We start from the raw sequence: 15,242 nt of genomic DNA on the forward strand, positions 1-15,242 counted from the left end.
ATTCATCAAGGCGGAGCTGAGGATCGATTTCTCTTCGCTCCGCGCTTTAGTTGGCTTTCGCCGCTAGCGTATCCGCTGGCATTTGCCGCATATCTCGCCATAGCATCACCGCCACCACACTGCTTAAGGCAATATTCGATAACGGGAATGCCAACCACACCCCTGTAATGCCAAATAACTTAGGCATGACGAAAAGAAAAGGCAGTTGCACCAGCATGTTACCAATACTGACAAACAGCGCTTTTCCGCCACGATTGATCGACTGATAGTAGGCGGCACACACCACTAAAAAGCCGTCGAGAAACATCGCGAACATATGCAGTCGAATTCCTTTGACGGTACTTTCGGTCAAGGCTTGATCATGAGCATTAAATACCGCGACGACATTTTCAGGAAAAAGATTCAAAAGCACGACAAACACGACTCCGGTGAGTACGGCCGAACTCATCGCCACTTTGAGCAACTTACGAATATTACTGCGATTACCCGCACCGTGATTGAAACTGGCCAAAGGCTGCATGCCGTTGGCAATCCCCTCAGCAATCAAGTAGTAAACCACCACGATATAGCCCAAAATGGCATACGCCCCCACTAAAATCGGACTGCCGTATTGAAGGAGTAAACTGTTGTGCAGCGCCACCATCATCGAGCCATAGGCGTACATAAAAAAGCTGGAAGTGCCAACTGCAACTATGTTCGGCAATGCGCGCCATTGGAACGCAAAGCTATCTCGACCCAAGCGCAGTTTCGCTTTGCGTGATAGGAAATAACTCAATCCTACAAAAGTGACGATCATCTGCGCCAACGCCGTTGCGATTGCTGCGCCCGTCAATTGCCACTGCAACACCCCGATCAAAAGATAATCGAGAACAATATTGCTCACCGCACCAAAGATCATCAACATGGTCGCCAGATTGGGGCTGCCATCGTTGCGCAGTAAGATGGGCATCGCAATCGACCCCAAGGTAAAGACGCACGAGTACACCAGCACCTCTAAGTACTGCAATCCAAGCTGGTATACCGCACCTTCTGCGCCCTGCCAACGGAGAAAATCGTCCGCGTAGTTGGCCAGTAGCCAGGCAACGAGTGGACTGATTAACATCAGCAGAGACAAGCCTGTCGACAGAAGTTTTCTGGCTTGATCAAGATTTTTCTCACCCAGTTTGATTGACGCCAAAGCACCAGTACCGACTCCAACCATCAAACCGATGCCGAGCACTGAACCAATCAGCGGCCAGGCGACGTTAATCCCCGCCAGCCCTTCTGCCCCAACGTAGTGGCCAATAAAAATCCCATCCACAACTTGATATAAACCGTTAACCAACATAGCGGCAATCGTGGGAATCGCGTAGCGCCAAAACTGGCGGTAAATCGATACTTGCATTTTTTACTACTCTGCATGCTCTTCAACGAAGAGATAATTCAACAAGCTAACCTTGGGCTTATCCCAATGCCTTGGTTAGCAGATTGTCTAACTGAATACGCTCATCCTGAGAGAGATTTTTGCCAACTTCATCGGCGATAAGTGCATAGACCGCAAGCTCAAGTGCCAAGTGTTGCTTTGCCCGCTCGGTCAAAGAGATCCGTTTGGCTCTTGCATCTATTGAACAGGGCACGCGAACAAGCAGCCCTTTGCTCTCCAATTTGGTTACCATATTGGTCGCAGAAGGCTTCGACACTTCTAAAGCATTCGCCAAGTCGGTGAGCCGAATAGGATCAGGTAAAGACTGCACTGCTTTTAGGTAGTCGTATTCATTGAAACTCAAATGGCCAATAGGATCTTCTTTGGCAGTTTGTCGCCATACTTTGGCCGAAAAGCGTTCCAACTTTTCTAGCTGTAAACTCAGGGTCATAACACACTCATTTAGTTAGCCTAACTAACTATTATAATGACTCAATTGGTTTTGCCTAGCCCAAAAAAATAAAACCGCCAAAAAGGCGGTCATAACATAACTGGAAAATATACCTATTTGCTCTTCGCCATACGCTCAGCCTGTAGCTGGTCAAAAATATTACCTAATTCAAGAAAAGCATAACGGTGCTCAACGTATTCATAGACGTTAAAAGAAATAGCCAACTTATACAATGAGATAGCATTAGCAAAGTCGCCTTTCAACTGGTAGCGTTTCGCCAGATAGAAGTAGACTTCCGTCAGTCGCTGAGCCAGCAACACATTTTCTCTCGATGCGTCAATGATCGCTTTGAATGCCTGCTCTTCTGAGACTTGCTCAGCCATCAGCGCCACTAAAACCCATCCCCACTCTTCACTGCGTTGACGATAGCGCTCAAGCAGATCATTTTTTGCCACTACGGGATCGATTTCAGCTTCAATAATATACAGCCACAGTGCGCGGAAGGGATCGCTTGGGTCATCGTGATAATGTTTCGCCATTTCATCACGAGCCAAATCCAAACGACCACCATAGTAGAGAGCAATGGCACGATTGCGTTCTGCGTAACTATTGTGTGGGTCAAGTTCTAAAGTTGAATCAAATGCTTCATAAGCCGCGTCGTATTCGCCTACTTGGGTGTAGTAGACACCCAGCAAATTAAAGATATCTGGCTGAGATGGATTCAGTTGTAGAGATTGGCTAAAGTCCAAACGCGCTAAATCTCTCAGACCGACACTGTCATAGTAATTGCCGCGTTCATAGTGCATTTTGGCCCGAACGGGATCGCTGAGATCTGGGCGCTGTAAAAGCTGAGATAGACGCGCAATCTGCACTTCTTGCTGCACGCTCGCCTGCAGAGGGACGGCCATTGGAGGGTACATCCACTGACTCTTGTTACTGCTAAGGGTAGAGGCACAGCCTGTTGTCGCTAAGGCTAGGCAAAGGCCGACGGTTTGAAACCATTTCACTCAGGGAGACTCCTGTTAGACCGCAATAAAAAAGGGAGCAAAGTTGCTCCCTTTATAACATGCTTTCAGCGCCTTAAGCGAGAAAAGCGCCAAATTACGGCGTTATGCCGCGTGTTGGCTTACTCTTCTACCGCTGGTGCTGCTGGCGTTTCTGCCTCTACAGGCTTTTCTACCGCTTCTTTCATGCTCAGACGCACGCGGCCTTGACGGTCGATTTCCAGTACTTTAACTTGCACTTCTTGACCTTCAGACAGCACATCTGACACTTTCTCGATACGCTTGTCAGCGATTTGAGAAATATGCACTAGACCATCTTTGCCAGGCAGAATGTTAACGAAAGCACCGAAGTCAGCAAGGCGTGCCACTTTACCAGTGTAAATACGGCCAACTTCCACTTCTGCGGTGATCTCTTCGATACGACGGATCGCTTCTTTCGCTTGCTCACCAGAGGTGGCTGCAATCTTAATCGTGCCGTCATCTTCGATTTCGATGGTAGTACCCGTTTCTTCAGTCAACTGACGAATCACTGCACCGCCTTTACCGATCACGTCTTTGATCTTGTCAACGCTGATCTTCATAGTGTGGATACGTGGCGCGAACTGAGAGATATCATCACGAGCACCAGCAATCGCTTGATCCATAACTGATAGGATGTGCTTACGTGCGCCTTGAGCTTGGTTAAGCGCAATTTGCATGATCTCTTTGGTGATACCTTCGATCTTGATGTCCATTTGAAGTGCAGTGATACCGGTAGAAGTACCAGCGACTTTAAAGTCCATGTCACCTAGGTGGTCTTCATCACCAAGAATGTCAGAAAGAACAACAAAATCGTCGCCTTCTTTCACTAGACCCATTGCGATACCTGCAACAGAAGCCTTGATTGGCACACCCGCGTCCATCAGCGCTAAAGAAGTACCACATACCGACGCCATTGAAGACGAACCATTTGATTCAGTGATCTCTGAAACCACACGTACCGTGTATGGGAACTCTTCGATTGATGGCATTACCGCCGCAATACCACGCTTCGCCAGTTTACCGTGACCGATTTCGCGACGCTTAGGAGAACCGACAAAACCCGTTTCGCCTACACAGTATGGAGGGAAGTTGTAGTGTAGTAGGAAGTAATCTTTCTTCTCACCAGTGAGCTCGTCGATGATTTGTGCATCACGCTGAGTACCTAGCGTTGCCGTTACGAGCGCCTGAGTTTCACCACGAGTGAACAGCGCACTGCCGTGAGTACGTGGAAGAACACCAGTACGCACATCTAGTGCACGAACCATGTCTTTTTCACGGCCATCGATACGTGGGTTGCCCGCAATGATGCTACGACGCACAACGGTCTTCTCTAGATCGTGGAAGATGGTGTGAATTTCTTTCGCATCGGCTTCTGGATCTTCAGCAAGAATAGCTGCATTAACTTCTGCCGCAATCTCATGGATACGGTCGTAACGAGCCATCTTTTCAGTAATTTTGTAAGCTTCAACCAGTTTCGCTTCTGCTAGATCAGCCACTTTCTCGTTAAGAGCAGTGTTCGCTTCAGGTGCAACCCAGTTCCAAGATGGCGTCGCAACTTCTGCTGCGAATTCGTTGATCGCTTTGATCACAGCTTGTTGTTGGTCGTGACCAAACACCACTGCAGAAAGCATTTCTTCTTCAGTTAGGTTGTCCGCTTCTGACTCAACCATTAGCACTGCAGATGCCGTACCTGCTACAACGAGATCCAGACGAGATGCGTTGAGTTCAGTGTTACTTGGGTTTAGTACGAGTTGACCGTCAATGTGACCAACACGTGCCGCACCGATAGGACCGTTGAATGGGATACCTGAGATAGCAAGCGCCGCAGAAGTACCAATCATGGTTGGGATATCAGGTTGAACTTCTGGGTTTACCGACATCACCGTCGCAATCACTTGCACTTCGTTGGTGAAACCCTCTGGGAAGAGCGGACGAATTGGTCGGTCGATGAGACGTGCAATCAGAGTCTCGCCTTCAGAAGGACGACCTTCACGCTTGAAGAAACCGCCAGGGATTTTACCCGCTGCGTAAGTACGCTCTTGGTAGTTAACGGTTAGAGGGAAGAAGTCTTGACCTGCAACGGCTTCTTTTTTACCAACCACAGACACGAATACCGCAGTATCGTCCATGGTCACCATTACAGCGGCAGAAGCTTGACGCGCGATTACGCCAGTTTCCAGTGTCACGGTGTGGTTACCGTACTGGAATGATTTAACAACTGGTTTTTCGAACATGTTTATTCCTTGCTCTAAGCACACGCTTAGATAAATTAAATGAGGCTCAGAACATTACGAATCGCGACTAGTAAAAATAGGCTTGAGCTGCGTGTTTGACACAATGGGTAAACAAACCCACTTTTAATAGTCGCGACCTTTAGGTCGACGAGGTTGACTGTAATGCCTGAACTGATGAGTTATCTCACGGGTTGAGATAAAGCCGTGCGTAGTATAACGACTTGAAACCGATTTGGCTAAATTTAGGTAACAAAAAAGGGGCTTACGCCCCTTTTTTGAACAAACTGTACTATGCAGCCACTGATTAGCGACGTAGGCCTAGACGTTTGATTAGGTCTTGGTAGCGAGCTAGATCTTTACCTTTTAGGTAATCTAGAAGCTTACGACGACGAGAAACCATGCGTAGCAGACCACGACGGCTGTGGTGATCGCCTTTGTGCGCTTGGAAGTGACCTTGTAGGTGGTTGATAGAAGCAGTCAGTAGCGCTACTTGTACTTCTGGTGAACCAGTGTCGCCTTCGCCACGTGCGTAGTCAGCAACGATTGCTGCTTTAGTTTCTGCATTCAGAGACATAATTCTCTCCTAATAAGAGTAGGTTAGTGTTTGTGCCAGCCAATCTCTGATTCAGCCGACACGGGAAGCGCGAATTATAGGGAACATTCACTTGCCACGCAATGAAAAAATGCTGGCACATTGGCCAGCATTGTCACTGTCAGTCGTTTTACTACTCTTCGTGACGAAAGACCACTAACCGTTTGGGCGCAATCTTACCGTCGTCGTTCATTTCTCCGACACCGATAAACAGCCTTTCCTCACCCATGGTCAAACGCACCGTCCCTTCGGTTGGCGCACCAAACACCTGCACGGCTTGACCATGCAGCACCATATCCGCTAATTCAGGGATAAGATTCACTTCCGGCAAATTTTCAACGGCGGTGTCCATCGGTAGCAACAGGGGATCAAGCAGTTCGCGCGGAGCGATTTCTTCGCGTTGGGCTTGCTCTAGCAATTCATTTAGTTGCTCAAGCGTCACCATTCTCTCGTACGGGTAGTTAGCGACCGCAGTGCGACGCAGCATCGTCACGTGGGCACCACAACCCAGCATTTCACCGAGATCGTCAACGATGGTACGAATATAAGTGCCTTTTGAACAGTGCACTTCCATCTCTACTTCATCGTCAGAAAAACGATGCAGCACTATCTCGTATACGGTGATTTTGCGCGACTCTCGTGGAACTTCAATGCCTTTGCGTGCGTACTCATACAAGGGCTTACCTTGGTACTTCAGCGCCGAAAACATCGAAGGAACTTGATCCGATTCGCCACGAAATTGCTCAATACACGCTTCGAGCTTAGCAAGACTCACATCAATTGGACGTGTTTCGACCACTTCACCATCGGAATCGGAGGTGTTGGTACGCTGACCAAGTTTGGCGATCACGCGATAGCGCTTATCTGAATCGAGCAAAAATTGAGAGAATTTGGTTGCTTCGCCAAGACAAATCGGCAGCATACCGGTTGCCAACGGATCTAATGCCCCTGTATGCCCCGCTTTTTCAGCAAAGTAGATTCGTTTGACTTTTTGTAGCGCATCGTTGGAAGAGATACCTGTGGGTTTATCCAACAAAATAACGCCATCAATCGGACGACCTTTGCGACGACGAGCCATTACTCTTCGTCCTCACGGCCAGAATCTTTCTGCTTGAGCTTGTCTTTGTTGACCACTTCTGTCACTAAGTTCGACATCCGCATACCTTCAACTAAGGTGTTGTCGTAGTAAAAACGCACTTCAGGCGTTAGACGCAGACGAATGCGTTTACCGAGCATCATACGAATGTGCACTTCGTGCTCACGCAGCGCAGCCAAACAAGACTCTGGCGTTTGCTCGCCGATGCACAAAAAGGTAACGAACACTTTGGCGTAAGCCAGGTCACGGGAAACCTCAACATCGGAGATGGTGACCATTCCCAGACGAGAATCGCGAACTTCGCGCTGAAGGATCATCGCGAGTTCTTTTTGCAGCTGCTGGGAGACACGCTGCGTACGGCTAAATTCTTTTGACATATCTTTTCTCATATATAGAAAGAATGGGGGGATGGATAATCCCAGCCCCCCATGGCGTATTCAACAACCTATCATTGCCAGGTGGCAACAACGTTAGTCAATTAATCGATGGTACGCTGAATCTCGATCGTTTCGAATACTTCGATCTGGTCGCCAACGCGAACATCGTTGTAGTTCTTAACGCCGATACCACACTCGTAGCCATTCTTAACTTCAGCAACGTCATCTTTAAAGCGACGTAGAGACTCAAGCTCACCTTCGTAAATAACCACGTTATCACGTAGTACGCGAATTGGTGCATTACGCTTGATCAGACCTTCAGTAACCATACAGCCTGCGATTGCGCCCAGTTTCGGAGACTTAAACACGTCACGAACTTCAGCTAGACCAATGATCTCTTGCTTGAATTCTGGAGCAAGCATACCGCTCATCGCTTGTTTCACTTCGTCAATCAGCTGATAGATGATTGAGTAGTAACGCAGATCAACGCTTGCCGCTTCGATTGCACGACGCGCAGATGCGTCAGCACGAACGTTAAAGCCAAGGATGATTGCGTTAGACGCTTCAGCCAATACCGCGTCAGTTTCAGTGATACCGCCAACACCAGAGCCAACAATGTTCACTTTCACTTCTTCCGTTGATAGTTTAACCAACGAATCTGCAATCGCTTCCACTGAACCTTGTACGTCCGCTTTCAGTACAATGTTCAACTCAGCCACATCACCTGCTGCCATGTTAGAGAACATGTTCTCAAGTTTAGACTTCTGCTGACGCGCCAGCTTGACTTCGCGGAACTTACCAGCACGGTAGTTTGCTACTTCACGCGCTTTACGCTCATCACGCACAACCGTTGCTTCGTCACCCGCCGCCGGAACACCAGACAGACCAAGCAATTCCACTGGGATTGATGGGCCCGCTTCGTTCACTTCGTTACCCAGTTCGTCGCGCATTGCACGTACACGGCCATATTCTTGACCACACAGTACTATATCGCCTTTACGTAGGGTACCTGATTGAACCAGAACCGTCGCCACTGGACCACGACCTTTATCAAGACGAGACTCAACCACCACACCAGAAGCCATACCGTCTTTCACTGCCGTCAGTTCAAGGACTTCAGCTTGTAGTAGGATGGTCTCAAGCAGTTGATCAATGTTAGTACCTTTCTTCGCAGAGATGTGAACAAACATGTTCTCACCGCCCCACTCTTCAGGCATAACGTCGTATTGAGCCAGCTCGTTTTTCACGTTGTCTGGATTCGCTTCTTCTTTATCGATCTTGTTCACTGCCACGATGAGAGGAACGCCAGCCGCTTTCGCGTGCTGAATCGCTTCCACAGTCTGTGGCATTACGCCATCATCGGCCGCAACGACAAGGACAACGATATCTGTTGCCTGAGCACCACGAGCACGCATGGCGGTAAACGCCGCGTGTCCAGGAGTATCCAGGAAAGTAATCATGCCGTTTGGCGTTTCTACGTGGTAAGCACCAATGTGCTGAGTAATACCACCCGCTTCGCCAGACGCAACGTGTGTGCGACGAATGTAGTCCAGAGTTGATGTCTTACCGTGGTCAACGTGGCCCATGATGGTCACAACTGGGGCACGAGGTACGGATTCGAACTTGTCATCACGATCCGATAGAACCGCTTCCTCAAGCTCGTTCTCTTTACGCAGAACCACTTTGTGACCCATTTCTTCCGCAACCAATTGTGCAGTTTCTTGGTCGATCACTTGGTTGATGGTTGCCATCGCGCCCATCTTCATCATCACCTTGATGACTTCAGTCGCTTTTACCGACATTTTGTTCGCCAGCTCAGAGACAATGATAGTCTCGCCAACAACTACATCGGATTTTGCCACAACAGCGGTCTTATCAAAGCCATGTTGCATTGACTTCGGCTTAGACAGTTTGCCTTTACGTCCGCCTTTCCCGCCGCGCTGAACACGTGGGCCACCACGCTCATCATCTTCACTTGCTTTGGTCGATGATTTGGTTTTCTTCTTCTTGCGACGAGCGGCTTCTTCTTGACGATCTGCTTCATCTTCGGCTTCACGTGCGTATCGTGAAGTCGTTACATGGTAATCTGTATCTTCCATATCACCCTTTTTCTCTTCTGCAGCAGACCAACGCTCTTTGTTCTTTTCAGCCAATTCGCGAGCTTCCTCAAGCTTGCGCTGACTTTCCTCTTCAGCCTTACGCTTAGCTTCTTCTTCCTGACGACGTTTTAGCTCTTCGGCCTCTTTTCGCGCTGCTTCTTGCTTAATTTTTTCTTCTGCATCACGTTTTGCTTTTTCTTCAGCAGCACGTTCCGCTTTCTCTTGTGCGTCACGGTCAACCGATTTCTCAGCATCACGTTTTGCTTCGTCTGCGGCACGCTTTGCGGCTTCTTCCGCTTCACGTTTTGCCGCTTCTTCCGCTTCACGCTTCGCTGCTTCCTCGGCGGCACGTTTTGCGGCTTCTTCCGCTTCACGTTGCGCCGCTTCTTCAGCTTCGCGTTTTGCTTCGTCTTCGATTGTACTGCGTTTTACGTAGGTACGTTTCTTGCGCACTTCAACCTGAACATTCTTACTCTTACCGCCACCAGCGCTTACACTAAGCGTGCTGCGAGTCTTACGCTGTAAAGTCAAGCGAGTCGGAGCCGTGTCACCTGACGTGTCGCCGTGCTCTTTTTTCAGATGAGAGAGAAGCTTCTGCTTCTCTTCATCGGTCACATTATCTGTGCTCGCTTTTTTCATTCCAGCATCAGCAAGTTGCTCTAATAAGCGGTCAACTGGCGTACCAATTTCTTCACTCAGTGCTTTAACTGTAAGTTGTGTCATGCCGCTTTCTCCCCTTGCTGAAATTATGCTTCTTCTCCGAACCAACAGATGTTACGTGCAGCCATGATGAGTTCACCTGCGCGTGCTTCTGTTAGGCCTTCGATACCTTCTAAGTCATCAATACCCTGGTCAGCCAAATCTTCCAGTGTCGCAACACCTTTCGCCGCCAGTTTGAATGCCATTTCGCGCTCAAGTCCTTCAAGACCAAGCAGATCTTCTGCTGGTTCTAGGCCTTCAAACGCTTCTTCCTGTGCCAATGCGATAGTGGTCAATGCATCTTTTGCACGGCTACGTAGCTCCTCAATCAGATCCTCATCAAGACCTTCAATATCGAGTAATTCGTTGACAGGAACATAAGCAATCTCTTCCAGAGTAGAGAAGCCTTCTTCAACCAACAGTTGAGCGAAATCTTCTTCGATATCTAGATATTTCATGAAGTTATTAATAGACGCTTGAGACTCTTCAGCGTGCTTCTTCTGCAGATCTTCAACCGTCATGACGTTCAGTTCCCAACCTGTTAGCTGAGAAGCCAAACGAACGTTTTGACCGTTACGGCCGATCGCTTGCGCTAGGTTACCCGCTTCTACTGCAATATCCATTGAGTGTGCATCTTCGTCTACAATGATCGATGCTACATCCGCTGGCGCCATCGCGTTAATCACGAATTGCGCTGGGTTATCATCCCAAAGAACGATGTCAATACGCTCACCGCCAAGTTCGCCAGACACCGCCTGGACACGAGCGCCACGCATACCAACACAAGCGCCGACAGGGTCAATACGTCTGTCATTGGTTTTGACGGCGATCTTAGCACGAGAGCCTGGGTCACGTGCAGCGCCTTTTAGTTCAATAATCTCTTCCGCAATTTCTGGCACTTCGACGCGGAATAGCTCTGCCAGCATTTCTGGCTTAGAACGCGTGATAAACAGTTGGAAGCCACGAGCTTCTGGCGCAACTTTGTACAGTAGGCCGCGAACACGGTCACCCGGGCGGAAGTTTTCACGTGGTAGCTGATCATCACGAAGAATCACCGCTTCAGCGTTGTTACCGAGATCCAGCACAACCGTTTCACGGTTTACTTTCTTCACTACACCCGTGATCAGATCGCCTTCATTGTCGATAAACTGCTCGACGATCTGTGCGCGCTCAGCTTCACGGACTTTTTGTACGATCACTTGTTTTGCGGTTTGCGTGGTGATGCGGTCAAATGTGACTGATTCAATCTTATCTTCGATATAGTCACCAATCTCAACCGAATCATCGTCAAAGCTCGCCGCTTCAAACGAGATCTCTTTGGTTGGGTTTTCGACATTCTCTACCACTAACCAGCGGCGGAAAGTTTCGAATTCACCCGTTTTACGATCGATAGCAACACGCACATCAATTTCAATTTCGTATTTTTTCTTAGTTGATGTCGCCAGAGCAATTTCTAGCGCTTCAAAGATACGCTCACGAGGTACCGCTTTTTCGTTGGATACCGCTTCTGCTACCGCTAAAATTTCTTTACTCATTTAATTAGCCTCTAAGCTGAAAACTTTTTTAGGGAACTAAAATTTAGGGATCAGGTTAGCTTTTGAAATATTGCTCAGAGCAAATTCTTCCTGCTGTCCATCAACGATAACCATGATGGTTTCGCCATCCACACCCTGGATAACACCTTTCCATTTACGGCGGTTACTTGCAGCCATTTTCAAAACGATGCTGACCTCGTGACCAATAAAGTGCTCATAATGTGCTGGCTTAAAGAGCGGCCTGTCCAAACCTGGTGAAGAAACTTCCAAGTTGTAGGCCACAGTGATCGGATCTTCAACATCCAGCACGGCACTGACTTGACGGCTAACTTCGGCGCAATCTTCAACCGTAATTCCGTTTTCATGATCAATGTAAATACGTAATGTTGAGTGTTCACCTGCGCGGATAAACTCTAATCCAACTAGTTCATAGCCTGAAGCACCGACTGGCGCTTCAAGCATTTCAGTAAGTTGTCTCTCTAAACCAGTCATTTAAACCACTCCAGAAACAAAAAAAGGGCTCAGAGCCCAATACTAAAACCAAGCAACTATCTGAATTTCCTAAAAAGGAAGATTCAGATAACAAAAAACCCCGATTTAGTCGGGGTTTTTTGTTGCTGGACCCTGAAATGTTAAGCGTCCAATAACACTTAACTGTAGTGTGGTTAGCACTACGACAAACTTGCAGAGCATCTCAAGGAGATTGGTTGCGGGAGCCGGATTTGAACCGACGACCTTCGGGTTATGAGCCCGACGAGCTACCAAGCTGCTCCATCCCGCGTCCGACTTGCTGTGCATTATACGCGCAACAGCAGTATTTACAAGTTTGTAAATCAATGGTGCCGAGAGAGGGACTCGAACCCTCACACCATAGGCGCTAGCACCTCATGCTAGTGTGTCTACCAATTTCACCATCTCGGCAATCAAATCTGATTAGTGAGGAATTTCGTCTGACTGAGCAGGCTTATCACTCACATTGTCCTGAACTTGTTCGATAACTTGACCCTGCGTTGGATCAACCCATTGAGACTCAACTTTGTGTGTTGACATACGTCCAAGCAACAAGCTCACAACAAAAAATACGGTTGCTAAAATAGCAGTCGTTCTGGTTAGGAAGTTTCCTGAGCCGCTTGCACCAAACACGGTGTTTGAGGCACCAGCACCGAATGAAGCTCCCATGTCTGCGCCTTTACCTTGCTGAATCAACACGAGGCCAATCACACCAAGCGCTGCCAACAGGTAAATCACAAGTAGAACTGTAAACATTTTTCCACCTATGTTCCGATTTGTTGAGCCAGCGCCGTTTTTCGCTCTAGAAACAGAGCATTAAAACAAGGCTAGCGTCCTCCTAACTGAAGGCCGAGCAATACTATCGAAAGCATGCTGTGCTGACAAGCGAAAATTAAGAAAAAATCCTCACTCAAGCATCAAGCGGTCAAAAAAGGGACAAATCGGAAGTTTTGCTACTAAAAGAGCCATCCATTGATGGCTCTGAGGTAAAGTGCGCCAACCGTTAGCAGTTCGCTTTTACCGCATCGGCGATTTTAAGAGCACTCTGAGTGACCAGTTCTGCATCTTCACCTTCCACCATCACGCGCAGCAGCGGTTCAGTTCCAGATTTACGCAACAGCACTCGGCCTTTGCTGCCAAGTACATTTTCCACTTCCGTCACCGCCTGCTTAACGGCATCGGCTTCGAGTGGATTACTGTCGCCGGAAAAACGTACGTTTTCCAATACTTGAGGGTAGAGTGTCATCCCTTGCGAAAGGTCATGCAAGGTCATTGAGCTACCAACAACCGACGCCAACACTTGTAAGGCCGCCACAATGGCGTCTCCCGTAGTGACTTTATCGAGTAAAATGACATGGCCTGAGTTTTCTGCTCCGATTTTCCAGCCTTTTTCCAAAAGCTTTTCCATCACATAGCGGTCACCCACGGCAGCGCGAACAAAGGGAATACCTAACTGTTTAAGGCCATTTTCCATGCCAAGGTTGGTCATCAATGTTCCAACCACTCCACCTTTCAATTCGCCACGACGCAATGCATCACGAGCAATGATGTAAGCAATCTGATCGCCATCGACCTTGTTACCAAGATGATCGACCATAATAATGCGGTCACCGTCGCCGTCAAATGCTAAACCTAGGTCAGCATTTTCTTCTACTACGCGCTTTTGTAATGCACGCACATCGGTTGCGCCCACTTCGTGGTTGATGTTAATTCCGTTCGGTTCAACCCCCATTGCTATGACGTCGGCACCCAGTTCAGAAAAGACACTCGGTGCAATGTGGTAGGTGGCACCATTGGCACAATCAACCACAATTTTGAGCCCTGAAAGGTTTAAGGCCGAGGGGAAGGTACCTTTACAAAACTCAATGTATCGGCCTGCGGCGTCATTTAAACGCGTTGCTTTACCAAGAGCCGCAGATTCAACACATTCGATCTCTTTGTCTAGCTCTGCTTCAATCGCCAGTTCAACGTCATCGGGTAATTTGGTTCCTTCGGAAGAGAAGAACTTAATGCCATTGTCGTAATAAGGGTTATGTGATGCCGAGATCACGATCCCCGCCTCTGCGCGAAAAGTTTGCGTTAAATACGCCACCGCTGGGGTTGGCATCGGGCCAGTGAAAGTGGCTTTTAAACCTGCCGCCGCCAAGCCCGCCTCAAGGGCCGACTCCAGCATATAACCAGAAATACGCGTATCTTTGCCAATAATCACTTTTTTTGTGCCCTGTTTGGCGAGGACACGCCCCGCCGCCCAGCCAAGTTTTAGTACAAAGTCCGGAGTGATTGGGTACTGCCCAACTTTTCCACGCACACCATCAGTACCAAAGTAACGTCTTTTTTCTGACATAGTTTTCCCTTTATTTTTCTTCTCGGCTCAGTGGTTATTCTTCATCATTTGAATGATTTTCATCGCTTCAACCGTCTCTTCAACGTCATGGACGCGAATGATCTGAGCCCCTTTCAAAGCAGCAATGGTGGCACATGTTACACTAGCGACCATGCAATCGGCAGGCTTTTTATCCAACAATTTAAAGATCATCGATTTGCGCGACATCCCAGCCAGCAGTGGCAAACCAAACTGGTGGAAGGATTCGAGATGCGCAAGAAGGTGGTAGTTGTGTTCGAGCGTTTTTCCAAAACCAAAGCCAGGATCCAAAATCAACAACTCTTTTGCTATCCCGGCTTGTTCGCACACTTTCACTCTTTCACGGAGGAACTCACCGACTTCTCGCAGTACATCTTGATAGTTAGGGCTATGTTGCATACTTCGAGGCTGACCTTGCATGTGCATCAAGCAAATTGGCACTTGTGCTTTAGCGGCAATCTCTAAGGCGCCTGGCTCTTGCAACGCGCGAATGTCATTAATCAGATCAGCGCCTGCCTCTATGGCTTGGCGCATTACTTCTGCTTTACTGGTATCAACCGATATCCAGACATCAGAACTTGCTCGGATCGCTTTAACGACAGGAATCACTCGATTGAGCTCTTCTTCTAATGACACTTCCGGCGCTCCTGGGCGAGTCGATTCACCACCAATATCAATGATGGTTGCCCCCGCTTGGATCAACTTCTCCACTTGGCGAAGCGCAGCGTCCAAGTGCGTAAACTGCCCACCATCAGAAAAAGAGTCTGGCGTGACGTTGAGAATTCCCATTATTTGTGGGGTAGAAAGGTCTAGTTGTTTTTTATGAGAACGTAAAATCATAGCAATAAATACAAAAAACC

General features: G+C 48.2%; 13 protein-coding genes and 2 tRNA genes. All 15 read right to left on the reverse strand.

Annotated elements, in window-relative coordinates; translation table 11 throughout:
* Positions 1–46: 46 nt before the first annotated feature.
* Entirely contained in the window at positions 47–1,384 is a 1,338-nt protein-coding gene (locus EA26_RS17310) for an MATE family efflux transporter (RefSeq protein ID WP_039430376.1), read from the reverse strand.
* A gap of 58 nt (positions 1,385–1,442) precedes the next feature.
* Entirely contained in the window at positions 1,443–1,853 is a 411-nt protein-coding gene (locus EA26_RS17315) for a MarR family winged helix-turn-helix transcriptional regulator (protein ID WP_039430377.1), read from the reverse strand.
* Between the two features lie 113 nt (positions 1,854–1,966).
* A complete protein-coding gene (nlpI, locus tag EA26_RS17320) occupies positions 1,967–2,860 on the reverse strand; it encodes a lipoprotein NlpI (RefSeq protein WP_039430378.1) in 894 nt (297 codons plus the stop codon).
* A gap of 119 nt (positions 2,861–2,979) precedes the next feature.
* On the reverse strand, positions 2,980–5,112 hold the full coding sequence (gene pnp, locus EA26_RS17325; protein ID WP_039430379.1) for a polyribonucleotide nucleotidyltransferase: 2,133 nt from the start codon (positions 5,110–5,112) through the stop codon (positions 2,980–2,982).
* A gap of 304 nt (positions 5,113–5,416) precedes the next feature.
* Positions 5,417–5,686 carry a 30S ribosomal protein S15 gene (gene rpsO, locus EA26_RS17330; RefSeq protein WP_011079620.1) on the reverse strand — a complete coding sequence of 90 codons (270 nt, stop codon included), beginning with the start codon at positions 5,684–5,686 and terminating at the stop codon, positions 5,417–5,419.
* 151 nt (positions 5,687–5,837) lie between these two features.
* A complete protein-coding gene (gene truB, locus EA26_RS17335) occupies positions 5,838–6,782 on the reverse strand; it encodes a tRNA pseudouridine(55) synthase TruB (protein ID WP_039430380.1) in 945 nt (314 codons plus the stop codon).
* Positions 6,782–7,177, reverse strand: a complete 396-nt coding sequence (rbfA, locus tag EA26_RS17340) for a 30S ribosome-binding factor RbfA (RefSeq protein ID WP_039430381.1) — start codon at positions 7,175–7,177, stop codon at positions 6,782–6,784. The genes truB and rbfA overlap by 1 nt, the downstream gene beginning before the upstream one ends.
* A gap of 101 nt (positions 7,178–7,278) precedes the next feature.
* Positions 7,279–9,999: a translation initiation factor IF-2 gene (gene infB, locus EA26_RS17345; protein ID WP_039430382.1), complete on the reverse strand. Its 2,721-nt coding sequence runs from the start codon at positions 9,997–9,999 to the stop codon at positions 7,279–7,281.
* Positions 10,000–10,022: 23 nt separating this feature from the next.
* Positions 10,023–11,510 carry a transcription termination factor NusA gene (gene nusA, locus EA26_RS17350; RefSeq protein WP_039430383.1) on the reverse strand — a complete coding sequence of 496 codons (1,488 nt, stop codon included), beginning with the start codon at positions 11,508–11,510 and terminating at the stop codon, positions 10,023–10,025.
* Between the two features lie 36 nt (positions 11,511–11,546).
* Positions 11,547–12,002: a ribosome maturation factor RimP gene (gene rimP, locus EA26_RS17355; protein ID WP_039430384.1), complete on the reverse strand. Its 456-nt coding sequence runs from the start codon at positions 12,000–12,002 to the stop codon at positions 11,547–11,549.
* Positions 12,003–12,214: 212 nt separating this feature from the next.
* Positions 12,215–12,291 (reverse strand) — tRNA-Met (locus tag EA26_RS17360).
* Between the two features lie 56 nt (positions 12,292–12,347).
* Positions 12,348–12,431, reverse strand: a tRNA-Leu gene (locus EA26_RS17365).
* 12 nt (positions 12,432–12,443) lie between these two features.
* Entirely contained in the window at positions 12,444–12,776 is a 333-nt protein-coding gene (gene secG / locus EA26_RS17370; RefSeq protein ID WP_039430385.1) for a preprotein translocase subunit SecG, read from the reverse strand.
* A 247-nt stretch (positions 12,777–13,023) separates the two neighbouring features.
* Complete coding sequence (glmM, locus tag EA26_RS17375; protein WP_039430386.1) at positions 13,024–14,364, reverse strand: phosphoglucosamine mutase; 1,341 nt, start codon at positions 14,362–14,364, stop codon at positions 13,024–13,026.
* Between the two features lie 27 nt (positions 14,365–14,391).
* Complete coding sequence (folP, locus tag EA26_RS17380; RefSeq protein ID WP_039430387.1) at positions 14,392–15,222, reverse strand: dihydropteroate synthase; 831 nt, start codon at positions 15,220–15,222, stop codon at positions 14,392–14,394.
* Positions 15,223–15,242: the final 20 nt, after the last annotated feature.

Source organism: Vibrio navarrensis, from assembly GCF_000764325.1.
GTDB lineage: Bacteria > Pseudomonadota > Gammaproteobacteria > Enterobacterales > Vibrionaceae > Vibrio > Vibrio navarrensis.